Origin of the sequence: Flavobacterium maritimum, assembly GCF_040049085.1 — a bacterium.
GTDB classification, from domain to species: domain Bacteria; phylum Bacteroidota; class Bacteroidia; order Flavobacteriales; family Flavobacteriaceae; genus Flavobacterium; species Flavobacterium maritimum.
In genome coordinates, this window is the sequence record NZ_JBDLZY010000001.1 from 687,799 (window position 1) to 714,285 (window position 26,487).

Below are 26,487 nucleotides of genomic sequence, written 5' to 3' on the forward strand. Positions count from 1 at the left end.
AAATTTGTTTATGAATCTTATAGAGCAGGCCGAAGATTTTGTTAGTAAATTACTCAAAGATAAACTTTCTGATTCATATACCTATCATAATTTTAATCACACCCATGATGTTGTTACCGCAGTTGAAAAACTGGCGGCCAGTGAAAATCTAAATGCTTCTGATAAAGAAATGTTGCTGGTTGCAGCATGGTTTCATGATACGGGATACATAAGTGGTTGCACAAATCATGAAGAGGCAAGTGTTGTAATCGCTAATCGTTTTTTGAAAGAAAAAGGAAAATCAGAAGATTTTATGGAGAAAGTTGCCAGTTTAATAAAAGCAACAACCTATAATTATGAGCCGAAAACCCTTTTTGAAAAAATCATAAAAGATGCTGATTTTATACATCTTTCCAGTGATGCCTATGTGTTAACTTGCGGTGCTTTGCGCACCGAATGGCAACAAGTAGAGAAAAAATGCTTTACTGATAGTGATTGGGTTAAGGAAAATCTAGATTTTTTGACGCACCGACATCGTTTTTACACGGACTATGCTTTAAAAAATTGGGAACCATTAAAGAAAAAAAATATAAAATATCTTCAGGAAAAAATAAAAGAAATGGAATTGAAAGCAGATAAGGATTTAGAAAAAGAAACTAAAAAAGCAAAAAAAGAAGACAAACCGGATAGAGCCATAGATACTTTATTTAGGGTAACGTTAAATAATCACACCAGTTTAAGCGGTATTGCCGACAGTAAAGCCAATATTTTACTTTCAGTAAATGCGATTATTATTTCGATTGCACTTTCTACTTTAATTCCAAAATTGGATAGTCCGAGAAACTCACATCTTATGATTCCCACTTTTATAATGTTGCTTTCCAGTGTAATAACCATCATTTTTGCCATACTTTCGACACGTCCAAAAGTTACCAAAGGCGTTTTTTCCAGACAAGATATCGAAGATAAAAAAGTGAATTTGCTTTTCTTTGGGAATTTCTACAAAATGCCTTTGGATGAGTACCAATGGGCTATGAATGAAATGATGAAAGACAAAACGTATCTTTATAATTCGATGGTTAAAGATTTGTATTTTCTGGGAATAGTTCTCGAGAAAAAATACCGACTTTTACGAATTGCCTATAATTTATTTATGATTGGAATAATAATGTCTGTAATCGCTTTTGTAATCGCTTTTAGAATGGTTTAGGTCTAATTTAATTCGTCCAGTAAATCTTGATAGGAATAATTTTTATGGTTTTGTTCTTTGTTTTCATTGATTATTTTTACCCTAATGGCTCTAAGACCTGAAACTCCTTGCAGTTCTTCAACTTCAAATTGCTCGATAGTCGGGGCCAAAACTTTTTTGAATTGCAGAAATTTGATGTAATTCAGATATTCAGTTTCTTCATTATTGTGAGAATAGACAATTGTGATTTTTTCTTTTTCCGTGATTCTTTCCTTGCTTCCTTTTATGTTGGCTTTATCAATACGCCTTTTTACCACTTCATAGCGGGCATTATAAGTACCGTCAACATCAAAACGTTTTTCGTCCATTCTAAAACGGATTGAAATAGGGGAACTAAATACCAATATTAATGAAGTGACATCGAGTTCATATGGCAAAGAGGCTTTGAGTTGATGGTGTTCTAATTCCATTTCGCACAAGGTTTGCAATTGCCATAATCTTAAATTATGAAGATACATGATGTCAAAATCTCTGGTTGGAGTGATGGACGCGCCAATATAAAGATTATGCTCCACGCCGTCAGTTTTGAATCGTTCATAATAATGTGGGAAAATATTTTGTGCTTCAGTCTGTTTTTTATCAAGTACAGAGGCTAATTTTTTATTGATGATAGACATAGCATTATCAAATTTCTTTCTGGATTGATAAAACATTCCAGATTTTTCATCCAGACTTTCAAAATATTTATGCTCTAATGACTCTGTAGCAGAATCCATTTTGGTGTTTCTTAAAATAGGATGAATTTCTTTTTCAATATAAATTTGAATTTGCTGTTCCGTGTCCGCTTTCAATGGAGCGTCTAATTGTTTGTATAAAGATTGTAATTCAAATTTTCTTTGTTCCAATAAAAGAAGATTGGTGACTGAATTTTGATTTTCGAAGATTTCTATAAGAGTTGCCAATTGATTTTTTAAATCCTCTTTTACAGTTTCATTTCGATGCACGGATGACCCTTTGATGTCAATCTGCCCATACAAAGGATAGACTTCCTTGAAGGCAATTTCTTTAAAGATGTAGTCTTTATTTTGACTATAGGTTTGGAAATATTTTAGTGCTTCTTTTCGGAATTTCCAATAGACGCTTGGATGAATCGCTGTGTATTCCCTTTGAATAATTGCCTCAATCTGATGCTGCATATCAGTATTATAGCGTTCTACGGTATCTACTAAATAAGGTAAAATCAAATCCAGTTTACAGGCATTGATGCTATTGAGTTCTCTGGGATTGGACGAAACCAACTCTACAACTCCCAAAAGAGTATTGTCTTTTACGATTGGAGCAAAAATACAACTGTGAATATTTTGTTTTAATAAATGCTTACCCATCTTTTCATTTCCGGGAAGCAAAGTGAATTTTTCAACATTAGAAATGGTAATTACTTTTTTGTTTTCCAATAGATTTTCGAAAGTACAGCCCAAAAGCTCATTTTTGCAATTTGCTTCTTCTTCATTAGGAAGAATATAACTGCTTAAACTAGCATCATTAAAGGTAGGTTTTATAAATTTATCTTCTTCAGCATTATAAACGATAACACCGACTCTTAAATCGGCTATTTTAAAAATAGAACGAAAAATAGATTCAAAATTTTCATGTAAGGATATTTGTTCTTCTTTAGGTTTCAAAAGATTGCTTTTCAATTTAGAAATAGAACTTTCTGTGGTGGCATCATAAAGAATGGCGATAACAAAACCCTTTAAAATCCAACTTTCAACAGGAAACTTTTCTTTCCATAAATCGATATTGTCATAATTATCCATTAACAAATCGATATCATCAGCTGTTAGTTCGGGTGCTTTTTCAGTTGGAATAATTTCAATGAAATCAGCATTGTATAAGATGCGGTATTGATTCATTATACCTTTTGCATTTGGTATATCGTAGAATAAGGGGGAGTTGAATTCAATTTTTTGTCCATAAAAGTCATTCAAAATCAAGGTGCAGCTCATGATGTAGAATTGATGCTCATCAAAATTTTTGATAGACATATCAAAGGCGATACCTGCTTCCTTGACTATTTTTTTGAATCGTTCGGTATAATTAAAGGTGAAATTCTGGAAAGGTATAGCCACTGCTTTGATTTCGTTGTTTGTCAATGCGGTTGGAAACAGATCGGCCAGTAAATGGTTGATTAAGGTTTCGTTTTTTAGAATCAAATTCAAATCATCGATACCTGTCCTGAATTCAGGAAACGGTTCAATTTCTTTTAGCAAGGCTTTGGCATAATTTGATCGAAAACCCACATTAGTTTCAGCAATCTCTTCTAAGGTTTCGATGAGTTTATGAAACGAAATCAAGGTTTTGAATGGGCTTTCTTTGAAAAAATTATGATTCATTTTGTTTTTCTTTAGGAACTACCAAATTTACAAATAAACATAATTTCAGCGATTGGTTTTCTGTTTTTATTTCATACACAGTTTTCATGCAACAGCAATTTTTTAATTTTCAAAATCGCCTGAACTTAATAGTAAAATTACCGAGTAAGATTTTGTTTGATGGAAGTATTTAAAGTAAAAATACCTTTTCTTTAAAACAGGTATTAGTACGCAATTTCATACAGTCTTGTTTTTGTTAATTTATAGTTCTTAAAATGAGATTCCCAAATGTCCATTTTTAGACCGAATATAATTTTAAAATATTCAAAAAAATAAACTAATAACTACTAAAAAAAATGATCATGAAAAATGAAATTTTTGAGAAAATCCTTAATGAAAAGGATAATTCAATTGATTTAAATCAATCAATGACTAGATTTGACACACCTGCTTTTCAGGGGGATTTGGATTTTAAAAACCAACCAACAACTTTGAAAGACCAATTTTTGACAGCATGGAGTAATTATGTGACTTATTGTACTCAAAATTCCCAGATGGGAAATCCGTGGTCGAGTACGTATGATCACCCAAGAGCATGGTATTACAATCCAGTTAATAATCCATTATATAGTCCATCAGCGGATAATACGGTTCCAATTCAGTGGACTGCTTTTCCTAATAGGGTTAATTTTTATTTTGGACCACTTTTTAATCAAAAATTTGGACCTGACGCAACAGATAAGTTGCATGAACTTGCCGATATTGGACCAACAGCTTTTACACAAAAATATGGGATAGTTTTGCTTGTTCCTCAAAATGGTTGTAATCCGCAATCACCCGTAACAAGATCCTTCGGCCCTTTTGGACCACGAGGATGGCAAGACGAATATACGGAATGGTCAATTACCCGTGACGCCAATGGTAATATAACTACTGTTGATTTCACCCATGAAAATCCCGAATACTGGTTTCATTTGTGGAGAATAGATCCAAATTTAGTTTTGTCTCTTTATCAGGAAATTTTAGGTCATACTAATGTGCAACTTGAAGATCTTTATTTGTATGACGCTTCACATCAGCCCGTCTTCGTCCGTGAAACGGGAAATTATGCCTATAATCCTATCAATAAATGGAATAGTGGAACAGTTTCTACTCCAACTGTTGGTGGTGCTGTGCATTTGACAAGTCCGCCCAATTCGCTTGGGGCTGAAATATATCTTGGAGCAGCGGCTACAATTCTAAGAGAAGTAAACGGACAAATATTAACAGATCCTAATGCGCTTATTTGTGCAGCACAGTATGGGCAAATTCATAGAAACAGTGATCCTAGGATTGGGCAGTCAGTTAATATGCTGGTACAAAAAAACAATGTTCAGGTGACACTTACGAATCCAATCGCACTTTACGGACAGTTGCCAGATTTTTCAATGTTTTCAATGCCGCCTAATGCCAATAAAACGATTCATGATTGTTATTCCATTGTGAGAGGACTTTCAACTACTACAGGAGAAGATTATTATCCAAACAACATGATTTTGCACTCCAGATTTTCAGTTCCTGAAGATGCGAATTTTACTTTAAGTGATATTCAAATAAGTAATGTTCCTATTAAATGGGGTTCTCAAATCGCAGATACATTTAAAGTACAACTTGCCGGTACCGGGATTGCTCCAAGTTCAGGGCAACAAAAACAAGTTTACCCCCCAGTCAGCGATTTAAGCCCTGGTCTGCCAAATGTGCAATACCTTTTGGATTACCCATTATTAGCGGCTAGTTTATATAATAAATTAAACACACTTTCTAATCTCACTTCATGCATAACCCAAGTGGAGGTTAACTCGGTGACCAGTAATATTGCTATTTTAACTAGCGGCGCCAATCAAAATACACAATTCAATTTTGGCCTAGGCATCAGTACAACCGTAAATTTTTACCAGGATTTAGGAGATTCAGGAGAATTATTTGTTGTGAGTCTTACCGTCGATTCTTCGGTTCCAATGGGAGAGAAACCACTATCACTAATTAATAATGTTAATGATCCGCAATTTCCAATTCGTGGCGTACTGGAGGTAGTTCCCGCAGGAACCTTAGCCCCAGTTGCAGACAGTAGTATACCTATTGCTGTCAAACTTTCAGATGAAAATATTCAACATCTAAAAACTATTTTATAATGATTAATCATAAACTAGTGCTATGGGTAGCTTCATTGTTACTCGTAGTGCTTTTTTCTTGTGAAAAAGGCACTAAAAAAGAAAGCGAATATAAAAAACTGGCCAAACAAGAAAAAACGACAGGTTCTTCAGCAAATTGTGGAGCATTTTGTGATCCTCCTGTAGTAAGTTACCAATTACCGGAGGAGGTTTGTAATCTTAGTCAACAAACTACGCTTAACTGTTTTGCTTGGACAAATTTTCTGGCTCTGAACTGGAATGCCTCAAATAGTAGAGGGATTCCTGATTCTACGATCGTAGCGGCAGATTATGGTAAGCCAGGAGATTTTAGCCCGACCGTTTGGGAGAGTTATTTGAGTATGGAAGAAGTATTCACTGATCACGGTCCAACTCCCTGGACAGATGTTAATTTTAAAAGGACAAATTTCATAAAAAAAATGTCCCATCTTAGTAAAGTAGGTCATACATTAGGTACTGTAAACAAAAAGATACTTAAAGCAGCAGGTAGTTCTGTTGAAGAACTTTTTCAGGCAAAAGGTTCTTGGCTTACGGATCAGAAAGGAAATTTGGTATGGTATGAAGTCAAGATAAACTTAGATGAGTACAATTTTATTGCACAGAACCAACTTTACGATCCAACAAAGCAACTGTCTTATGCTACAGTAAATAAAGGAATCTGGTTACCAGGAGGGCCTAGTTCTTATGGAAAGCAAGGAGCAATGGAATTAAAAGCGGCTTGGAAAGTGGTCAATGCGACCGACTTAGATTCCATAAAGCCCTTTTACAAAATATCTAAAGCCATGGTTCCTGAAGTTTTGGGATTTGATAAAAATAAGCAACCTATTTTAGGGAAATACAGCATGCAATATATGGCACTTGTTGGCTTGCATATCATCAGAAAAACGAATTTGGCGCACCAGTTTGTCTGGATGACTTTTGAACATGTTGACAATGCACCGACGGAAGGGCAAATAGACCCCTTAAAAAAGTATAGTTTTTACAATAAAGACAGTAAAGATATGCCAAATCAATCTCCAAATCCTGCAACAGCTAACATCAAAACTCCTGTTCAGGTGACAAGAATTGCTGCAAATGCAATTAATTCTGATATTCAGAGTCTTAATTCATATGTGCAAAATATGATAAGACAAAGTAATCCAAATTCTGTTTGGCAGTATTACCAATTGGTAAATGTGCAATGGCCTCAAAATCCAATAGAAGATAATGCTAATAATGGCGGTTTGATACCTTTAAACGAAGGAGGAATTACACCTACTAATATGGCTAATGTAACAATGGAAACCTATGCGCAAAATAACTATTGTATGTCTTGTCATAAATTTGCCAGTGTGTCTAACAGTAACTGGGCAAGTGGGTACAGTTTCATTTTTTCTAATGCAAAACCGCAAATAAATAGAACAAATAAAGTTAGTTCTTTAGAAATGGAAAGAATTAAGCCTTATTTAATACTAAAGAAAGATTAATGTTTTAAAATAAACAATCCCCAACTAAAATTGTAATTGGGGATTGATTTTTAAATTTTTTTGTAAACTGTTATGAATACAGATTACTATATACTACGATTTCTCTTCTTTGTTGAAATAAACCAAATAGTAATACATTTGTTTTTCTTCATCCCAGCCCTTTTCAACAAATTTCTCAGCACTTTCCGGGTTGATGAAATCCATTTTAATTTGGATGTGAGTATCCAGATTGATTACGTTTTTTATTGATTTTCTGGCATCAGAAACGGCTGCATTCGCGATAGGGAATGAGGTCACATCTTCGATACTGTATTTTTCACCTTTATCTACTTTGTAGTTTTTGAATTCCGGAATCAAATCAGGGTTGTCCAAAACTTCGTTGAGGAAATTGGTTTCTTCAAACTGATCGTTTTTGGCAAAATAATTTACAGAACGATTCATAAACATCACTTCTTCTTTTTTGTCTTCGGCAGGGAAAACAACATCTTTTGCAAAGTTTTGACAGAATTTCAAATACTTTTTGGTAATAAAGTTTTCATCTTCAAAAGCATCAACAGACAAGAAATGTTCCAACCAATATCTGGCATCATAACGGTTACTGTCTACTGTAAGGATTTTGTATCCTTCTTCTTTTTTGAAATTAAAAATTAAACAACCTTTATCTAATTTGCTTAAGCTCACGCCGTGTTGCAAAATCATTTCCAAATGCGTTTCTTTTTCTTCAAATTGTAAAAAGTCGGCCTGGATTTCACTTTTGAAAATTCCAATGGCATCCACCACATTATTATCGATATTCACATTGGTCAAATAAGTAACATAGACTTCACCATTCTTGATATGAGGATGGTTAGACTGCTCGAATAAATGTTTCGTGATTTGCTTGGAAACATCATGCAAACTATCAGGATTTTCAAAAACCTGAGAAGCGTATTTAAACATATCATTATAATCCAAGTCCACTTCGTGTGCGAACTGGAAGTAGTTTTCTTCTTTTTCTCTAAAAGGTTTCAGAAAAAACTCTTTTATAAGCGGTACAATTTCATCATTCAGATTAAACGGTTGTTCTGACAAGAAAATAGCTTCATTTCGACTTTTATTTCCAACGCGATGTATGGAAAGAGTTTCAATGTGGGTGTTGAATAAGTTGATCATTTATCTAAGGTTTTGAGGTTCTAAGTTCTAAGTTTCTAAGATTTTAATTGCGCTCTTTTATTTTTTTTATGAATGCAATCAACATTCTTTCTACTTCTCTACTATCCTCATATAAGTTGTTAAATTCTTCTTCGTTTAAATAGTGTATATTTTTTGCAATTTCTGATTGCGTTTGAAGCTCAAATAAAGAGCCTACGGAAATATTAAGGAATCTTAAGAGTTCGTTTTTACTATCTCTTCCAAATCCTTCCGCTATATTACTTGGAATTGAAATGGCACATCGTCTTAACTGTGATGTTAAACCAAAAACTTCTTCCTTTGGAAATGTTTTTGTGTGATCGTAAATTTTTGTTGTTAATGACATGGCTTTTTGCCAAACTAAAAGCTTTCTAAAGTTGCTCATAATTAAAGATTTTTAATTTTCATAAAAGTAAGAAAAATCTTTAATTTTGTAATGTTTTAAATCTTTTGAACCTTAGTAACTCAGATTCTTAGTCTCTCAAAAAAAACTAATTCCAATTTTCTTCAAACCCATAATCTTCAAAGCTGTCATCGCCTTCAAACATATCGAGATCATCTTCGTCCAGATCATCTTCGAATTCGCCATAAATATCTTCGTGCATATCGGCTTCAAAGTTTTTTTCGATCGCTTCATCAGGCATTTCGCCATGAGAAAATAAGGTTTCAGGGTAGATACCTCCAGCAGTTTGCTCTTCAATTGCAGCTAGCTCTACAAGGAAAGTCCACATGTTTATGAAATCGTAAACGTAAATTATTTTGGTGTTTTCCTTATCCAAAATATCAGATAATTTATAATCACTCATGATCCTTTGTTCGCCAGGAACATCACCAGTGTCAAAAAGCGAAATTTCGTCTTCCTGATTCCAAGTTTCATCACAAGTATAGAAAGAAGCCACTTCCATTCCGTCAAATCCAAATGAATTAAAGATGGCATTGTGTAAGTCTTCTAAAGTATCGTCTTCAAGTATAGCAATGTCTCTAAAAACATCTTCTTCCGCGTCTAGAATTACTCTAAATTTATAAACCATAATCTTTGTTTTTATTGAAAGCTCAAAGGTAAAATTTAATTTTGATTTAATTTTTTAGATTATTGATTTGTTGAAAAGATTTTTAAAGGTGATTCAGATTGGTGTGTATGTGTTTGATTGTCACTTGTTTTTTGGGGAGGAGCAAAATTAAATTATAAAATGGTACTTTTCTAATTCAAAAAAGACTAAATGCTGCTGATGATTTATTTGTAACTATTTAGAATCTGTTTTTTCTAATTTTACTCTTCAGTCTTTGTCTGATAAGAACATACTTCTCATGATTTGGATAATATCTGTTTCGGGTCATATTATTGAAAATTAAAGCCGTAATCAATAGAATGAGAACACCGCTTAAAACAGGATAAAGAACATACCAATAGCCTAACATTTTAATTTTTGGAGAACCGATTACTGCTATAAGTGCGGTGGCCCCTCCGGGCGGATGTAATGTTTTGGTGATTTGCATCAAAACAATGGATACAGATACCGCAAGCGGAGCAGTTAGCCATAAAATATCGGGTGCAAATTTAGCGACGGTAACTCCGACAATGGCTGAAATTAAATGTCCGCCAACCAAATTTCTAGGCTGTGAAAAAGGACTTTGGATGATGCCGTAAACCAATACGCTGGAGGCACCAAAAGAGCCGATCAAAAAGACCACATCTGAATGTAATAATGATTTAGATTGCATGTAAGCGACTAATCCAATACCTACAAATGAGCCAATAAATGCCCAAAAATGCTCTTTTACATCAACTAAAGTTTCTTTGTAAAGAATGTACTTTGTTTTACGATAGTTCTTTTTTATTTTTTCGATTGGCATAAACTATTATTTTAATAAATTGGGAGAATAGGTATAGACCGTAAATGGATAAATCATTTTTGCTGTGTATTTTGAGATGAGGCAAACAACCAAAATTGGGAAAAACAAAGTGTAATCATTCGTTAATCCGCAAACTAAGAAAATTGCGGTGAAAGGTGCATGGATACTGGCACTCAAAACAGCAGCCATTCCAATGACCATAAAATTTACGGGAATTACATTAGCATCGAGATAAGTATTCAACACCTGAGCCACCAATAAACCTAAAAAAGCACCAATAAAAAGACTAGGGGCAAAAACACCTCCATCACCCCCGGAAGCTAGTGTTGCAGAGGTTACAATTGGTTTTAAAAGAATAATGGCAATAAATGTTAATGCTAATGAGAATGTAATGGTTTCATTATTTGAATGGCCAAATATGGTTTTGACGGCAAAATACCCTTCTCCGTAAAGTTGAGGGAATGCTAACAAGGAAATACTAATGATAAGAGAACCTAAAAGAATCTTGAAATAGTGAACTTTTATTTTTGAAAATTGGAATTTAAAAAATAATACACAACGGGTCAGATAAACGGAATTCATACCGGCTAAAATTCCTAAAAGTATGAAATATGGAACAGCCCTTAAGTGCCAGGTCGTTATAGCAACAGTAAATAAAGGTTTTTCATCTAATAAATAGATAAAGCCGGAAGCTATTGTAACTGCGATCAAAGTGCTGATTAAAAAAGAACGGGTTACTTTTCGGGAGATAACTTCCAATGCAAAAAGAATTCCCGCAACAGGACTGCTGAATAAAGCGGTAACTCCCGCTGCAACTCCCGCACAGATCAGTTCTGTTTTGTATTGTCTAAATATGTTTTGTTTTCTTTGGGCCACCGAGCCGATAGTTGCCGAGGCGACTACGGTTGAAACTTCAATTCCGGTAGATCCACCAAAAGCAACCGTCAATAATCCGTTTATGAAATGGGATGGGATTTTATAATTAGGTAAGTTCTTGGATTTGGAATTAGTGCTTTCGAAAATTTCTTTGATTCCTTTGTTTTCTTTTTTTCTAAATAGATATTCTCGAAGGAAATAAATAATTGATAGTCCAAAAAACGGAAATACAATAAATAAAACGGGATTTAATGAAGCTTTATGGAAGAAGGTTTCCTCGTAATATTCGGTTGTTTTTTTTAATGAAATGCCTAAAAAAGCTGAAAGGAAACCAATTAAGATGGAAACAATAACTAATTTTTGAAATTTGATTAAAGAGTAATTTTTTTTAATTCGACTAGTATTGTTCATCTAAAAAAACGTTTAGCCATCTTTCTTATACTAAAATAAAAAAGGGCTTATTTCTAAAAAAATTGTTTGTGTGAGAATTACAAATTTAGAGAAACAAAATCGTTTTTAAAGCAATAAATCAATATAAGGATGTTTTTTTATGATTCTTTTATGAATTAGGCATTGTTTTTAGCTACAAAAAAAATCTATTTTTCATAAAACTCGACGGGCAAGTCATCTGGATCAGCAATGAAGAAAAAGCCTTTTTTAGTGTGTTCATCAATACGTATTTCCTCGGCGAAGATATTTTTTTGAACGAAATAATCTCTTGTTTCCTGAATGTTATTCACTTCAAAAGCCAAATGACGTAAACCACAAGCTTCTGGACCGGAAACTCTTTTTGGAGGATTTTGAAACGAAAATAATTCGATGATATAGTCTCCGTTCAGTGCCAAATCAAGTTTGTAGGATTGTCGTTCTTCTCTAAAAATTTCTTGTACGACAGTTAATCCTAAAATTTCTGTGTAGAAGGTTTTCGATTTTTGATAATCGGAACAAATGATGGCTATATGGTGTACTTTGTTTATGGAAAGCATAATTATTTTAAATAAGTCATTATGGGAAGATTTACTTTCGGATCTTGTGCTAAGGCGGCAGCGTGTAGCTTACCAATTAAAACTTTGGTATCCTCAATACTATTAATTCTAAAAAGAAATAACACTTCATTTGAATCATCAACATTTTGCCAAATATGTTCTAGGTACATTCCCTGGGTTTCATGAAAAGCTTTGTCGTCTTCTAAGACCCTTTTTATTGTTTCAAGAGGGGTGTTTCTGAGTGTTGCTAAAAGATGTGCCATGTTTAGAGTTTATTAGTTAAGTTTTCGAATCACTTTTGCCGGATTTCCAACGGCCAATGAATTATCAGGAATGTTTTTGGTTACTACAGAACCTGCACCTATAACACAACCTTTTCCGATGGTAATGCCTGGACAAATTACGGAATTTCCACCTATCCAGCAATCATCTCCGATAGTTATGGGTAAAGCATTTTCCAATGTCTTTCTGAGTTCTGCATCAAGTGGATGGGTTGCCGTGTACAATTGAACACCTGGTGCAAAAAAAACATTAGAACCAATAGTTACTTTCGCACAGTCTAAAACAACACAGTTGACATTAAAATAAACATTTTCGCCACAACTGATATTGTATCCGTAATCGCAAAAAAAAGGAGGTTCAATATAAAGATTTGCGCCCGCATGAGGAATTAGTTCTTTGAGTATTTCTCGTGCTTTTTTGGTTATTCTATATTCAATAACGTTTAACCGATGCAGCAGGTTTTTAGCTTTTCGTCTGTCTTTTACTAAAACTGGATCTCCTGCAAGATAATATTCTCCGGCTATCATTTTTTCTTTTTCAGTTTTACTCATAAAATTTCATTTTGAAAAATGGTTTTAAGGTAAAATTAGTATATCATTTTCTTTTTCTGGAAAACAATAGTATTTATTTTTGAAGAAGATAGGTAATTACTTAATCGTTACTGCTTTGCCCGTGTGAATATCATATAGCATAGGAATCACTTGGATTTCTTTTTGGTTCAGGAATTCGTTTTTCAAAATTAAATTGGTCGAATGCTTGATGTTTGCAACAATACATTCTTGCAAATGATCTTTACGAGGTTCCGGTACCTTTTTTTCTTCTTCCTCGGCTTTCAGAGTATTAATTATGTCTTCTATATGATCGTGTTTTAGACTTTTAATTTTGGTTTCACTTGAAGCGTTTTCTACAAAAGCTTTTATAGCCCCGCATTCAGTATGGCCAAGTACAATTATTACTTTGGTTTTTAAGTGTTCAACAGCATATTCAATACTGCCCATATCCAAATCAGAGATTAGGTTCCCTGCATTTCTAACTACAAATAAATCGCCAATACCTTGGTCAAAAACAATTTCGGGACTAACCCTGCTATCGGAACAGGTGATTACAATCGCAAAGGGATGTTGTCCTTTTTCATTATTGATAATGGCCTCCTTATTTTGATGTGGGTGAATTTGTTTGTTGTCTAAAAAGCGTTGGTTTCCGTTGGTCAGTTTTTCGACAGGGTCAGTAGCGGGATCTTCATTAATTTGTTCTTTACAGCTTGAAAAAGTAAGTATAATAAGCAAAAAGCTAATGTAAAAGGGTTTCAATTTTTTTATAGTTTTAGTTTCCCAAATTTAAGAATTTAGATGCTAAAAGGTCCCGTTACAGTTCAAGAATTAGTGCTTTTTCAATGCTAAAAGTGTATTTATAAGTGGTCTGAATAAGAGTTACTTCTGTTGTTTTTTTCAATCGATATAGCTGATTGTTTTCAGAAAAATTAAAATTTATTTTTCGAAATTTTATCATGAATTTTTAGTGTTTCCTGTAAAGCTGCGCTTCCATACCAAAGTGTCAGTTCAGCTTCCAGTAAATTCGATTGTACTGCCGGGTCAGTGGCTACAAATTCTTTTGCCTCTTCAATAGTTGTGGCGTTGAATATATAAATACCTCTGTAATTTCTTTCGTTTTTCTTGAATGGTCCAGCAAGAACTAATTTTCCTTCTTTTGCTAATCGGTTAATGTTGGCCATATGACCTTCAAATAACTTTTGAGTTTCTTCTTTAGTAGCCGTCGTGTTGCTTCCTGTTTTTAAGAGGCAAAACACGTATTGCTTCATTCCGTATTCATCGGCATGCAATGATGTAGCTAGTTTTTCATCATAGGAAGAAGTAGTCTCCTGAGAAAATGTTGCGGTGGTAAAAACTAACAGCAAAAGTAGAAAGATTGATTTTTTCATTTTCTTCGAAATTGGATTAAGGACAAATTTAAGATTTTCATTCGAACATTAAACAAAGAAATAAAAAACGCATGTTTAGGTTTAATATAAATTCCGAATAAACAACTCATCCTATAATTTCAACAGTTCGGTAATTCCTTTTTTTGGTTCTGTTTTTTACAGAAGATATTTGCTGCATCAAAACGCAATAAGATGAAACCAATGATTCACAATTACTCAAAAAACAATCAAAAAAGTATATTTAAAACTATCTGTATTCTTAGTATTTTGCTTTTATCAGGAACTCTTTTTTCACAAACGGTACTTTCCGGAAAAGTGGTTGATGAAAAAGGAAACCCCATTTCAGGCGCCAATATTTTTATTGAAGGAACGTATGACGGGGCTTCCAGTAACGAAACCGGAGATTTTAATTTTATAACGACTGCAACGGGAAATAAAACCTTGGTCGTGAGTTTCCTGATCTATGAAACTTCAAAAACAGTGATTGATGTGGCTGGTTTTCAAAATAAAACCATAAAACTGAGGGAAAGTGTTAACTCGCTTGATGCTGTTGTGGTTACCGCCGGCACACTGGAATCTGGTGAGAAAGCCAGAGTTTCGGTATTAAAACCTTTGGATATTGTAACTACTGCAGGTTCGGTTGGGAACATTATTGCCGCTTTGCAAACTTTACCCGGAACACAAAATGTTGGGGAGGACGGAAGATTGTTTGTTCGTGGTGGGGAAGCCAATGAAACGCAAACTTTTGTAGATGGCATCAGAGTAGCACAACCTTATGGCGCCAGTACGGATAATTTACCAACCCGAGGCCGATTTTCTCCTTTTCTCTTTAGTGGGATGTCATTTTCAACAGGTGGTTATTCTGCTGAATATGGAGAAGCATTATCCTCTGTTTTATTATTAAATACACAAGATGAACCAGACCAAAATAAAACGGAAATTGGATTAATGACTGTAGGTCTAGGGATGGGGAATACTCAAAAATGGGAGAAAAGTTCCTTGAGTGTGAATACCGCTTATATTAATTTAGCACCTTATCAAGCAGTAATTCCTCAAAATGTCGATTGGAACAAGCCCTTCCAGTCTCTATCAGGTGAAACGGTTTATCGTTATAATTTCAATAATGGAATCCTAAAATTATATGCTGCATTCGATTCTTCTAAATTTGATGTCAATCAGGAAAATATCAATTTTGCTCAGAAAACCCGAACAGATTTAAGCAACAATAATTTTTATTTGAATACCGCTTATAAAGGTGTTTTTGGAAGCAACTGGCAAATTACTGCGGGTTTGAGTTATGGTTACAGCAGGAACGACATCAATCATGATTTGTATAAAGTTGAAAATGATGAAAATGCAGCTCATTTGAAATTAAAATTGAAAAAAAGTTTCTCCGACCGATTAAAAGTATCCTTTGGTGCGGATTATTTTATTACCCAATTCAATGAGGATTTACAGGGAAATTCAAGTTCAGATTTTACAGTCGGATATGATTCTAATATTGGAGCAATTTATACAGAAGCCGATATTTTCTTTTCGAAAAAACTAGCTGCAAAAGTTGGGTTAAGAGCGTCCAATAACGATTTGTTAGACGAAACTGCTATTGCTCCAAGAATTTCATTAGCCTATAAAATGACTAAAAATGGTCAGATTTCATTGGCTTATGGGGACTTTACCCAAACACCAAGTGTAGATTACATAAAATATTCAAAATTTCATCAGTTTGAAAGCGAGAAAGCTTCCCATTACATTTTGAATTACCAGTACAATAAAAACGGCAAAACTTTCAGGGCAGAAGCTTATTACAAAGACTACCGTAATTTGGTCAAATATGATGCTCCTTCAATACAATACAATACGGTATTTGATAATACTGGTTCAGGCTACGCGAAAGGTTTGGATTTGTTTTGGAGGGACGGAAAGTCAGTTAAGAATTTAGAATACTGGGTTTCGTATTCGTATATCGATACTGAAAGAGATTATAAAAATTTCATCACACAAGCGACTCCCAGTTTTGTGGCTGACCACAGCTTGTCAATAGTAACTAAATACTGGATCACCGATTGGAAATCACAAATAGGATTCACAAATTCTTATAGTTCCGGGAGGCCGTATAATGACCCTAATGAAACGCAATTCATGAACGGAAAAACAAAATCGTATAACAGTTTAAGTTTCAATTGGGCTTATTTGCTGACAACGCAAAAGATTTTGTATTTCTCGGTTTCAAATGTCCTGGGCAGACAAAATGTTTTTGGCTATGATTATGCTGTTAATCCGGATGCAAACGGTATATATAATAGAATGGCTATTACACCTACAGCCGATCGGTTTTTCTTTCTTGGTTTCTTCTGGACAATAAGCAAGGATAAAAAAGACAATCAATTGAAGAATTTATAAAGCCGCTAAGATTCTAAGTTACTAAGAAAAAAACTTAGAATCTTAACATCTCAGAATCTTAGTATCTATAAAAAAAACAATTCATCCTCAAAAATCGACAGTTCGGTCAGTATAAATTTTAAAACAGTACGGACCAATATAAATTTGTTCAAGAATTAATCGAAACAACAAATAATCATTTCAATAACAATTTAAAATCAAGAAATCATGACCAAAATTATCACAGCAATCGCATTATTTATTTTTAGTTTAGTATCTGCTCAAGGACAATTTGAGCAAGGAATGGGAAAAGCATTTGGGCTTTGGAAAGAAGGGAAAAATACAGAAGCATCTGATTTATTTGAAAGAATTGCAGCCGCTGAAAAAGATTCTTGGCTGCCAAATTATTATGTTGCCTTAGTCAATACAACCACTGCTTTCGCAACAAAAGATAAAGGTCAAATGGATGTATTGCTGAACAAGGCACAAAATGCATTAGATGTAGAAATGGCAAAAGATCAAAACAATGTCGAATTATTGGTAATGCAAGCTATGATTCATACTGCCTGGGTTGCTTTTGATCCGATGACAAACGGACAAAAGTTATCAGGAAAAGTAATGGAATTGTATGGAAAAGCACAGGCAATCGCTCCCGAAAATCCTCGAGTTGTTTTTGGAAAAGCAGAATTTGGAATTGGAGGAGCCAAATGGACAGGTGCTAATGTACAAGAACTTTGCAAAGAGGTAGATCGTTCTATTCAACTTTTTGCTACTTTTAAACCTGAAACACCGTTTTCTCCAAAATGGGGATTGGATAGAGCTTTAGAAGCACAGAGAAATTGTAAGTAAGATTTCTAACCTCAAAAGAGGATTTGAAAACGCCAAAAAGTAAAATAAAAATGGAAAATCAAAAAATACATACCTTCACAGTCTTAAAAAAAGGATTCTTAGATTGTTTGAAGATAACTTTAATTTTCACATTTGTTTTTTCTTTAATACAAGGGAATTTTGAGTTACGAAATGTACTGGTTACTTTTTTGGTGAGCGCATTATACTCATACGGAATTGGTTTTGGGAATGGCTTGATTAACTCTTTTTTGGATAAAAAATGGGATTGGCTGGAGCAAACTAATTTGAGAGTGTATTTTGGAATCATTACCACCATACTCTATACAGTACCTGTTGTCTTAGGAATTGACTATCTTACTTTTGTAGTTTTTCAAAAATTAGATCCTTCTGAATTTTTTAATGACAGAATGATCTGGGTGCATTTGTTTTACATCATCCTTTCTTTGGGAGTGTCTACTTTCATGCATGCCAGAAGTTTTATGGTCAACTGGAAACATGCTTCCAAAAAAGAAGTAACCCAACAAAAAATAATTGCAGGAACAGCTTCAGCAAAGTTTGAAACATTAAAAAATCAGATTGATCCGCATTTTCTTTTTAATAGTTTGAATGTGTTGAGTTCATTAATCGAAGAAAATCCGGATAATGCGCAACGGTTTACGACTTCTCTTTCTAAAATTTATCGTTACGTTTTAGAGCAGAAAGATAAAGAACTGGTTTCGGTAGAGGAAGAGTTGGCTTTCGCCAAAACGTATATGAACTTGCTTAAAATGCGTTTTGAGAACAGTCTGTTTTATGAATTGCCAAACATAAACATAAATCCAGATGCGAAAGTGGTGCCGCTTTCATTACAACTTTTATTGGAAAATACGGTAAAACATAATGTTGTAAGCGAGCAAAGACCATTGCATATCCGAATTTATATTGATGGGGATTATTTAGCCATTCAAAACGATTTTCAAAAAAAAGAAGTCTTGCAGGAACGACAAGGGGTAGGTTTGCAAAATATTGTCAATCGGTACGGAATAATAACGAACAGAAAGGTCTTAATTGATCAAAACGAACAAACATTTACGGTAAAAATACCCATTTTAACAAAACAAATTACGGTTATGGACACCACCACAAATTATAACGAAAATACAGCTTATTACAGAGCTAAAAAAAGAGTGGAGCAACTCAAAGGGTTTTATGGGAACCTTATTTCCTACTGCTGTGTGATACCGCTTTTGATATTTATTAATTTAACCTATTCGCCGCAATTCCAATGGTTTTGGTTCTCAGCAGCAGGTTGGGGATTTGGATTAATAATGCATGCTTTAAAGGTTTTTGGATACAGTTCCAGCTGGGAAGAAAGAAAAATACAGGAAATTTTGCGTAAGGAAGATAATCAACAAACTTGGAAGTAATTATGGAAAAGCGATATCAAAACGAAGAACGTTATTATAATGCTAAAAAGCAAGTTGAGGAAATAAAGGGGTTTTATGGGAATCTTATAGCTTATATTGTAGTAAATATAGGATTGGTAGTATTGAATTTATTAACTTCTCCAGAACATTTGTGGTTTTTTTGGCCTTTGATTGGTTGGGGAATAGGAGTTGTTTTTCATGGATTGAAAGTCTTTAATTATATGCCTTTTTTAGGAAAAGACTGGGAGCAACAAAAAATTAAGGAGTTTATGGATAAAGAGAAAGAGAATAAAGGAACTTGGGAATAATTTAATTGTTTTAGCAATGGAAAGATTTAAAAATAGAATGTCAGATGATTATCATACCGAAACGTATAACCCTGACGAACGATATAATTTAGCTTATAAAAGAGTGAAGAGAATAAAAGGATTTTACATTCACGCCTTGGTTTATGTTTTGGTAAATGCTTTTATAATTATATCCAGTTTTAATAGTGATGCAATAGGAGATGAGGTTTTTTGGCGCTGGGAGACTTTCTCAACGGCTTTGTTTTGGGGAATAGGATTATTGGCTCACGGATTGTCTGTTTTTGGCAGAAACATATTCTTTGGACAAGCTTGGGAGGAAAGAAAAATTAAAGAACTGATGGATAAAGAAAAAAGTGAAAAATGGGAGTAAAAAAGAGTATTCAGTATTCAGTCGAAGTTTTCAGTTAACCAAATAACCAATTCAACATTAAATGACAACAATAATAATAGAAGACGAAAAACCAGCCGCACGACTACTGCAACGTAAACTTGAAAAATTAAATGTTGAGGTAGGAGTAATGTTGCATTCCGTTGAAGAAGCTTTAGGTTGGTTTTCTAAAAACACGCATCCAGATTTAATCTTTCTCGATATCCAATTATCGGACGGGTTGTCGTTTGAAATCTTTGAAAAAATTGAAATTAAAAGCGCCGTAATTTTCACAACGGCTTATGATGAATACGCGCTGCGTGCTTTTAAGTTGAATAGTATTGATTATCTTTTGAAACCCATAGATGAAGACGATTTAGAAATTGCGGTTTCTAAATTTAAAGACAGACTACCTAAACGGGAAACCGGCTCTCGAGACTTCATGATGGATTTTGAGCAAATCAAAAAAATGCTGTCCAATCCATTTGAAAAAAATTATAAAAAACGATTTACGATACGGATAGGGCAACATTTAAAAGTAATTCCTACAGATGAAATTGAATGTTTTTTTAGTGAAAATAAAGGGACTTATTTGCACACTTTCGATAATAGAAATTACTTAATAGAAACTACTTTAGAACTGTTAGAACAGGAATTAGACCCTTCCGAATTTTATCGTGTGAGCAGAAAATTTATTGTCCCACTCAAAGCGATTAAAGAAATAGTGGTTTACAGTAATTCCCGATTAAAAGTGATTTTGCCTTCCTATTCATCTGATGAGGTAATTGTAAGTAGGGAAAAGGTTTCTGATTTTAAAACTTGGATTGGTTAGGGGTACATCTCTTTTTCAGATATAATTTCGATTGCTCCAAATGTCCAGTCAGGGTTTATTTTTTTTGCATCAGTTGGTTTTATAAAAAATATAGAACCAATTTTTTTTGTTTTATCATTGAGGGTATAGGTATCAATATATTTTGCCAGCTCATCATAAGGTTGGTTTTTACTTTCAGGATGGTCTGTTATAACTCCAATTTTTAATAAATCTTCAGCTGTTGAAATTTTGAATTGTAAGGGTGAATTTTCGATGTTGTTTTTATAAAAAGTATCGAGAATAAATTTCTTGGTAGTGACTATAATGACGCCAAATTCAGCACCATATTTTTTTAGTGTTACCGGATCTTTATAAACTGTTAAACTGGAAATGTCATCTGGTTTTATCGATTCTAATTGTTCCCTGACGTCTAGAATTAAACCTATTTTTTTTGCATCCAGAATTGTTAAAAGATTATTTGGATTTTGAGAATGGGCCAGGCAGGAAAGAAAGATGGCAAGAGATGATAATATTTTTGTCATTTAGTTTCGGTTTTGTATAATCAATTACTTTGCAAAATGTAACTATTGAAAGAGTCATTCGACAATTTTAAATAGGAAATAGTTTATTAAATTAAACGTTGATTTTCTATTTTTAGTATGTTCTGAAACTTTTTAAATAGGAGATTGCAACAAAGTATTGACAAAAATATAAACGAATAGAAGTAATCAAACCGACTAGTAGACACTTAAAAAAGTAAATTAAGTAAATGGGTTTAGTTAACTGAATTTTAGTATTTTAAAAAATCAATATAGAATTTATCTATAATGGTTTTAGGTCTTGAAAATGGCTTTTCTAATGCCAATTAAAACAAAAATAAATAAGGTATAGATGATAAAAAAGGGAACGATGTACTCTATTAAATTCAGAGGTAGCATAATGGCAATAATCAATAATTGAAAACCCAAACCGTAAATAGAAAGACAGGTCATAAACCAGTGAGGGAATGTTTTTACTTTGTATGCTTCTTGATCCAGAGTGTGAATTATTTTATCAAAAGTGCCATAAACAATAGTATAAATACAAAACAATATATCGACTGATTTTTGACTTTCTCCCGGTAGAGCTCTTGGAGATTTGTATTCAAATATTTTGCTGGTAACATCTCCACCGACCGATTTATTTCTTAAAATCACATAGTAATAATTGTATAAAGTACCTTGCAATTGGATCCCGATAAAAGCTAAAAGTGTAAGCCAAATGTTTGTTTTTGAAACATAACAAATAGACATTAAAATCAGGAAATTTAAAATGATATCAAAGACGCTATCCAAGTATCTTCCGGTGTAAGAAGGAGTGTTTTTTATTCTTGCCAATTCACCATCTGCAGCATCGATAATTGATTTTAGAATGAGGAAAAAACCAGCGTAAAAATAGGCTTCTTTCAAAATGCAGTAAATGGCAATCAAGCCGGAAACCCCAAAAAGCAAAGTTACATGAATGGGTGTCCATCGAGTATTTTTTAATCGATGGGCAAACAATTTTGCAATTGGTCGTCCGTAATCAGACAAGTCAATAAATTTATCTTCAGCAGCAAGTTTAGACATTTAAGTTTAGAAACTAAGAAATGCGACAATATAGTCAAGTGTAAGCGTATTATGTTTAACCTATTTAGATAATCGATGTAATGTGAATGTCATGGCAGTCAGCAAAAAGAAAGCCACTACTTGATGTGCTAATCCTAACCAAAGCGGAACACTGTAAAGCAAGGTGAAAACTCCTAAACCAAATTGTAAAAAGACAATAATCACCAAAGCGTCGATTCCTTTCTTCTGTGGAGAAGAAAGTGTGTGTTTTTTGCTTTTGAAAAATAAAGCAAGGATAAGTCCAACTACCACAAAAGCCAAAGTTCGATGAACAAACTGAACACCGCTTTTTCCTTCGACAAGGTTAAGGAATAGTGTTTTTTGTTCTATAAAGACACTATCATGAATTAGCTGTCCATCACTCATTAGAGGCCAGTGATTATGAATTAAACCGGCATTTAAACCAGCTACAAATCCACCATAGATAATTTGGATAAGTAAAAACACCAATGCAACTCGGGCTAATTTGCGCAATGGAAGTATAACGGCTGCTTTGTTTGGATACATTAAATCCAAAGCAACCCATAGTGTATAAGCAAATGTGATAAAGGCAAAAGTTAAATGCAAAGAAAGTCTAAAATGACTTACATCAGGATTGTCGATAAGGCCGCTTCGCACCATAAACCAACCCAAAAAACCTTGAAAACCACCCATTCCTAGTAAAACCACGCATTTTTTTATGGTTTCGTTCGAAAGTCTTTTTTTAATAAGGAAATATACAAATGGAACAATAAAAGCCAAACCAATTATTCTACCGATAAAACGGTGAAACCATTCCCAGAAATAGATGAATTTGTAATCTTCAAGTGTGAAGTCATTATGGATATTAATCTTCTGGTATTCGGGAAATTTTTTATATTCTTCAAAAGCCTGAGACCATTTTGCCTCAGTTAACGGGGGGAAAGTATCTGTGACTAAATGCCAGTCGGTCATTGATAATCCCGAATTTGTCAATCGGGTTATTCCTCCAACAACAACCATCATAAATAATAGTAAGCAACCTGATAATAACCAAATTATAACGTAATTATTCTCTTTTTTCATTTTTTATATTTTTTACTTTGTAACTCTGCTACTTAGTAACTTCCTTTAATCCTAATTTCTGGGCTCTTTTTATCATGTATTGATAGGCTTCATTATAATCATTAGCAATTTCACCTTCAAGGATAGCCTCTTTTATAGCTTCTTTGAGCATACCAATTTCCCGTGAAGGTTTCAAGTTGAAAATTTCCATAATCTCCTCTCCTGAAATAGGCGGTTGAAAGTTGCGTACATGATCACGTTCTTCCACTTCAACAATTTTCTTTCGAACAATTTCAAAATTATTATGGTATTTTTTGAATTTACTGGGGTTTTTGGTGGTAATATCTGCTTCACAAAGTGTCATCAGGCTTTCCACATCTTCACCAGCATCAAAAACCAAACGACGCACCGCACTATCAGTCACAGTATCTTGTGATAAAACAATAGGACGCGAACTCATCATCACCATCTTTTGCACAAATTTCATTTTGTGATTTAGAGGCATGTGCAATCTTTCGAAGATTTTCTTGGCCATTTTTCCACCAAGAAATTCGTGTCCATGAAAAGTCCATCCTTGTTTTTTATTGAAACGCTTCGTTGGTGCTTTACCGATGTCGTGTAACAATGCAGCCCAACGCAACCAAACATCATCGGTATTGGGACAAATATTATCAACGACTTCTAAGGTGTGATAAAAATTATTTTTATGAGTATGGCCTTCTATTTCTTCTACCTGATTTAAAGCGGTTAATTCCGGAAGAATAATATCCAGAAGCCCTGTTTTGAACAATAATAAGAACCCAACTGAAGGTTTGTCCGTAGAAAGAATTTTGTTTAGTTCGTCCACAATGCGTTCACCGGAAATGATCTTGATTCGTTCCGCGTTTTTGGTAATGGAGTTTAATGAGTTTTCTTCAATCTCAAAACCTAATTGATTGGCAAAACGGATGGCACGCATCATACGCAAGGGATCATCAGAATAAGTGATGTCTGGATCTAGAGGCGTTTTAATGATTCTATTTTCTAAATCAGCTAATCCATTAAAAGGATCTGAAAGTTCTCCGAAATTAGAGACGTTTAATGACAATGCGAGTGCATTTATGGTGAGATCACGACGATTTTGATCATCTTGTAAAGTGCCGTTCTCTACAACCGGGTTGCGGCTCTCAAAATGATAAGACTCTTTTCGGGCACCGACAAACTCGATTTCGGTATCTTCAAAACGTAACATTGCGGTTCCATAGGTTTTAAAAACCTGAACTTTTGGTTTTTTTGGAAGTAAATCGGAAACTTTTAAAGCTAATTCTATTCCGCTGCCAACCGCAACGATATCAATGTCTTTTTTAAAATCTCTTCCTAAAATTAAATCTCTGACAAAACCGCCAATGACATAACTATCGATGTTTAGTTCTTGGGAAGCTTGGGAGATTACTTCAAAAATTTTATTATTTAAGGCTTCTTTGTATGAAGTTTTAATGCTCATTTTAAAAATGTTTAAAGTTTAAAGTTTAAAGTTGTTCAACTAAAACTGAAAACTGAATACTGTAAACTATTTACGAATCACTTTTACCTGATTATCTAATGACAGTTTAATGATCGTCGATGGTTTTCCTGCTATTTTTTCGTGGTGCAAATTTACAACATAGTCAACACCTTTTATAATTTCTGGACTAATATCTTTGAAGGCAATTGGTGTGGGTTGTCCTGAAATATTAGCCGATGTAGAAACCAATGGTTTTTTCATACGCTCTAATAATTTGAAACAAAAAGGTTCTTTTACGATTCGTATTCCCAATGAGTTATCTGGAGCGATTATATTTGGGGCCACATTTCTTGGTTTGTCTAATATTATGGTGGTAGGTTTTTCGGATAAATCCAAGATCTGCCACGCTACTTCTGGAATATCCTTGAATACGTTGTACATCATTTTTTCACCATTCATCAAAACAATCATGCTTTGAGTTTCGGCTCTTTGCTTGAGTTTGTAGATTTTGGCAACGGCTTCAGGATTTGTGGCATCGCAACCAATTCCCCAAACGGTATCAGTAGGGTAGAGTATAATTCCACCATTTTTTATGACTTCATAGGCATTGTGTACTTCTTCGTTTATCATAGGTTTATGTGTTTATTATGAAATAAAAAAGGGCTGTTAATAAAACAGTCCCCTTTTAAATTTTATTATTATCGCAAAATTAATTAAAAAAATATCAATTTAAACAATTAGGACATTCATTACCCTATTTGTTTTATCATCGATGGCATCTTTTTTTGCTTCAAAGAATACCTAGTTCTCTGATGTTTTTAATTAATGGAATGTAATTAGTAAAGGCAACTTCTGTATACATCCAAATATTCGGAAGCCGCTTTTTTCCAATCAAAAAACGATGCTCTTTCCTTAAGATTTTGAATAGAAATGGCTTTGTTGTTCTCGAAATCATTTAATCCATTTAATACAACTTCTTTCATATATTCTGGATCAAAGTTGTTCCAATAATTTGCTACATCGCCTCCAATTTCAGGCAAAGAGGTTTTGTCAGATAAAAATATTGGTTTGCCAAAACGCATGGCTTCGATGGGAGGTAAGCCAAATCCTTCTCTAATAGAAGGAAAAAGAAAAGCTTCGCAATTTTTTAGGAAAAATTGTTTGCCTTCGTTACTTACTTTACCAGTTAAAAAGACCTGATTTTCTAAACCATTTTTAATAATTAAATCCTTAATTTCCTCACCATATTTTTTATCATTATTTCCCGAAATAATTAAATTAAAATCCTTCATTAGTTTCATCATTTCAATGATTGAAGTATAATTTTTTCTTTCAATAAAGTCTCCAATAGTATAAAAGAAGGGTTTGCTGACAGGAACGTTAGGTAGATATGAAGAGGTGTCCAATAGGGTACTAATTGGATTTCCATTATAAATTATATGCTCAGGTATATTGGGTACTTGAAAATAATCGTGTGTTTGTTTTTTTGCAAATTCAGAGATGTAAGTTATGGCCGTGGCTCTTTTTAGTTTTTCAATAAAAATTAAATTTCTTGGATGAGCCATGTCTGATGAAATTTCTTCTACGAAATTTACATCATGAATAGTCAAGACATACTTTGTATTATATCTTGGTTCTAATTTTGAGTTTTGGTTTACAGAATGCCATAAATCAAATTTTTTAAGAGGTCTGAAATTTTTATAGCGATGAAAACCAAAGTAGCGATGGTATTTAAATTTATTGCCGAACTCAGCTTTAAGTAAATCGGGCTTTCCAGCGTTAAGATGTAGTTCTAAATCATCAAAGGAGAGCTGCTGTAAACCTTTTATTAGTTCATAATTAAAAGTTCCCAAACCTGTTGTTCTATTGTTTATATTGTGTGTTTCTAAAAAAACGCTCTTCTTTTGTGTCAT

At 33.7% G+C, this 26,487-nt stretch carries 26 protein-coding genes; 9 read left to right on the forward strand and 17 right to left on the reverse strand.

Annotated elements, in window-relative coordinates; translation table 11 throughout:
* Window positions 1-10: 10 nt before the first annotated feature.
* Window positions 11-1,189 carry a Pycsar system effector family protein gene (locus ABEB23_RS03060; protein WP_348810902.1) on the forward strand — a complete coding sequence of 393 codons (1,179 nt, stop codon included), beginning with the start codon at window positions 11-13 and terminating at the stop codon, window positions 1,187-1,189.
* 2 nt (window positions 1,190-1,191) lie between these two features.
* Here the strand turns inward: ABEB23_RS03060 and ABEB23_RS03065 are convergent, their stop codons facing one another.
* Complete coding sequence (locus ABEB23_RS03065; protein WP_348810903.1) at window positions 1,192-3,561, reverse strand: GAF domain-containing protein; 2,370 nt, start codon at window positions 3,559-3,561, stop codon at window positions 1,192-1,194.
* A 341-nt stretch (window positions 3,562-3,902) separates the two neighbouring features.
* Here ABEB23_RS03065 and ABEB23_RS03070 point away from each other — a divergent pair, with 341 nt between their 5' ends.
* Together ABEB23_RS03070 and ABEB23_RS03075 are read left to right on the forward strand one after the other, a co-directional pair.
* Window positions 3,903-5,711, forward strand: coding sequence for a DUF8225 domain-containing protein (locus ABEB23_RS03070; RefSeq protein WP_348810904.1), 1,809 nt, complete (start codon window positions 3,903-3,905; stop codon window positions 5,709-5,711).
* Window positions 5,711-7,195: a hypothetical protein gene (locus ABEB23_RS03075; RefSeq protein ID WP_348810905.1), complete on the forward strand. Its 1,485-nt coding sequence runs from the start codon at window positions 5,711-5,713 to the stop codon at window positions 7,193-7,195. The genes ABEB23_RS03070 and ABEB23_RS03075 overlap by 1 nt, the downstream gene beginning before the upstream one ends.
* A 93-nt stretch (window positions 7,196-7,288) precedes the next feature.
* Here ABEB23_RS03075 and ABEB23_RS03080 read toward each other — a convergent pair whose 3' ends face one another.
* The 10 genes from ABEB23_RS03080 to ABEB23_RS03125 form a co-directional block, all read right to left on the reverse strand.
* Window positions 7,289-8,347: a nucleoid-associated protein gene (locus tag ABEB23_RS03080; RefSeq protein WP_348810906.1), complete on the reverse strand. Its 1,059-nt coding sequence runs from the start codon at window positions 8,345-8,347 to the stop codon at window positions 7,289-7,291.
* Window positions 8,348-8,390: 43 nt separating this feature from the next.
* Window positions 8,391-8,750 carry a four helix bundle protein gene (locus ABEB23_RS03085; RefSeq protein ID WP_348810907.1) on the reverse strand — a complete coding sequence of 120 codons (360 nt, stop codon included), beginning with the start codon at window positions 8,748-8,750 and terminating at the stop codon, window positions 8,391-8,393.
* 106 nt (window positions 8,751-8,856) lie between these two features.
* On the reverse strand, window positions 8,857-9,396 hold the full coding sequence (locus tag ABEB23_RS03090; protein ID WP_348810908.1) for an IS1096 element passenger TnpR family protein: 540 nt from the start codon (window positions 9,394-9,396) through the stop codon (window positions 8,857-8,859).
* Between the two features lie 217 nt (window positions 9,397-9,613).
* Window positions 9,614-10,219: an HPP family protein gene (locus ABEB23_RS03095; RefSeq protein ID WP_348810909.1), complete on the reverse strand. Its 606-nt coding sequence runs from the start codon at window positions 10,217-10,219 to the stop codon at window positions 9,614-9,616.
* Between the two features lie 6 nt (window positions 10,220-10,225).
* Window positions 10,226-11,506: a chloride channel protein gene (locus ABEB23_RS03100; RefSeq protein WP_348810910.1), complete on the reverse strand. Its 1,281-nt coding sequence runs from the start codon at window positions 11,504-11,506 to the stop codon at window positions 10,226-10,228.
* A 185-nt stretch (window positions 11,507-11,691) separates the two neighbouring features.
* On the reverse strand, window positions 11,692-12,081 hold the full coding sequence (gene gloA2 / locus ABEB23_RS03105; protein WP_348810911.1) for an SMU1112c/YaeR family gloxylase I-like metalloprotein: 390 nt from the start codon (window positions 12,079-12,081) through the stop codon (window positions 11,692-11,694).
* Between the two features lie 2 nt (window positions 12,082-12,083).
* The gene (locus ABEB23_RS03110) at window positions 12,084-12,344 is read right to left on the reverse strand and encodes a hypothetical protein (RefSeq protein ID WP_348810912.1); all 261 of its coding nucleotides are present in this window, start codon (window positions 12,342-12,344) and stop codon (window positions 12,084-12,086) included.
* 12 nt (window positions 12,345-12,356) lie between these two features.
* Window positions 12,357-12,914, reverse strand: coding sequence for a sugar O-acetyltransferase (locus ABEB23_RS03115; RefSeq protein ID WP_348810913.1), 558 nt, complete (start codon window positions 12,912-12,914; stop codon window positions 12,357-12,359).
* A 96-nt stretch (window positions 12,915-13,010) separates the two neighbouring features.
* Window positions 13,011-13,673, reverse strand: a complete 663-nt coding sequence (locus ABEB23_RS03120; RefSeq protein ID WP_348810914.1) for a carbonic anhydrase — start codon at window positions 13,671-13,673, stop codon at window positions 13,011-13,013.
* 170 nt (window positions 13,674-13,843) lie between these two features.
* Window positions 13,844-14,302, reverse strand: coding sequence for a YciI family protein (locus tag ABEB23_RS03125; protein ID WP_348810915.1), 459 nt, complete (start codon window positions 14,300-14,302; stop codon window positions 13,844-13,846).
* Window positions 14,303-14,494: 192 nt separating this feature from the next.
* On the opposite strand from ABEB23_RS03125, the gene ABEB23_RS03130 reads away from it, so the two are divergent.
* The 6 genes from ABEB23_RS03130 to ABEB23_RS03155 all read left to right on the forward strand — a co-directional run bounded on the left by ABEB23_RS03130 (window position 14,495) and on the right by ABEB23_RS03155 (window position 20,443).
* Window positions 14,495-16,702 carry a TonB-dependent receptor gene (locus ABEB23_RS03130; protein WP_348810916.1) on the forward strand — a complete coding sequence of 736 codons (2,208 nt, stop codon included), beginning with the start codon at window positions 14,495-14,497 and terminating at the stop codon, window positions 16,700-16,702.
* A gap of 207 nt (window positions 16,703-16,909) precedes the next feature.
* The gene (locus tag ABEB23_RS03135) at window positions 16,910-17,530 is read left to right on the forward strand and encodes a hypothetical protein (RefSeq protein WP_348810917.1); all 621 of its coding nucleotides are present in this window, start codon (window positions 16,910-16,912) and stop codon (window positions 17,528-17,530) included.
* A gap of 50 nt (window positions 17,531-17,580) precedes the next feature.
* Window positions 17,581-18,936: a histidine kinase gene (locus ABEB23_RS03140; protein ID WP_348810918.1), complete on the forward strand. Its 1,356-nt coding sequence runs from the start codon at window positions 17,581-17,583 to the stop codon at window positions 18,934-18,936.
* A gap of 2 nt (window positions 18,937-18,938) precedes the next feature.
* Entirely contained in the window at window positions 18,939-19,244 is a 306-nt protein-coding gene (locus ABEB23_RS03145) for a 2TM domain-containing protein (RefSeq protein ID WP_348810919.1), read from the forward strand.
* A 16-nt stretch (window positions 19,245-19,260) separates the two neighbouring features.
* The gene (locus ABEB23_RS03150; RefSeq protein ID WP_348810920.1) at window positions 19,261-19,614 is read left to right on the forward strand and encodes a 2TM domain-containing protein; all 354 of its coding nucleotides are present in this window, start codon (window positions 19,261-19,263) and stop codon (window positions 19,612-19,614) included.
* A gap of 61 nt (window positions 19,615-19,675) precedes the next feature.
* Complete coding sequence (locus ABEB23_RS03155) at window positions 19,676-20,443, forward strand: LytR/AlgR family response regulator transcription factor (RefSeq protein ID WP_348810921.1); 768 nt, start codon at window positions 19,676-19,678, stop codon at window positions 20,441-20,443.
* On the opposite strand, the gene ABEB23_RS03160 is transcribed toward ABEB23_RS03155, so the two are convergent.
* From ABEB23_RS03160 to ABEB23_RS03185, 6 genes are all read right to left on the reverse strand, one after another.
* A complete protein-coding gene (locus ABEB23_RS03160; RefSeq protein WP_348810922.1) occupies window positions 20,440-20,964 on the reverse strand; it encodes a hypothetical protein in 525 nt (174 codons plus the stop codon). The genes ABEB23_RS03155 and ABEB23_RS03160 overlap by 4 nt on opposite strands.
* A 291-nt stretch (window positions 20,965-21,255) precedes the next feature.
* Window positions 21,256-22,029, reverse strand: coding sequence for a CDP-alcohol phosphatidyltransferase family protein (locus tag ABEB23_RS03165; protein ID WP_348810923.1), 774 nt, complete (start codon window positions 22,027-22,029; stop codon window positions 21,256-21,258).
* Window positions 22,030-22,089: 60 nt separating this feature from the next.
* Window positions 22,090-23,112 carry a COX15/CtaA family protein gene (locus tag ABEB23_RS03170; RefSeq protein WP_348810924.1) on the reverse strand — a complete coding sequence of 341 codons (1,023 nt, stop codon included), beginning with the start codon at window positions 23,110-23,112 and terminating at the stop codon, window positions 22,090-22,092.
* Between the two features lie 28 nt (window positions 23,113-23,140).
* Window positions 23,141-24,574 (reverse strand): CCA tRNA nucleotidyltransferase, encoded by a 1,434-nt coding sequence (locus ABEB23_RS03175; protein WP_348810925.1) that lies wholly within the window; start codon window positions 24,572-24,574, stop codon window positions 23,141-23,143.
* Window positions 24,575-24,640: 66 nt separating this feature from the next.
* Window positions 24,641-25,204: an L-threonylcarbamoyladenylate synthase gene (locus ABEB23_RS03180; protein WP_348810926.1), complete on the reverse strand. Its 564-nt coding sequence runs from the start codon at window positions 25,202-25,204 to the stop codon at window positions 24,641-24,643.
* A 206-nt stretch (window positions 25,205-25,410) separates the two neighbouring features.
* A complete protein-coding gene (locus ABEB23_RS03185) occupies window positions 25,411-26,487 on the reverse strand; it encodes a glycosyltransferase family 4 protein (RefSeq protein WP_348810927.1) in 1,077 nt (358 codons plus the stop codon).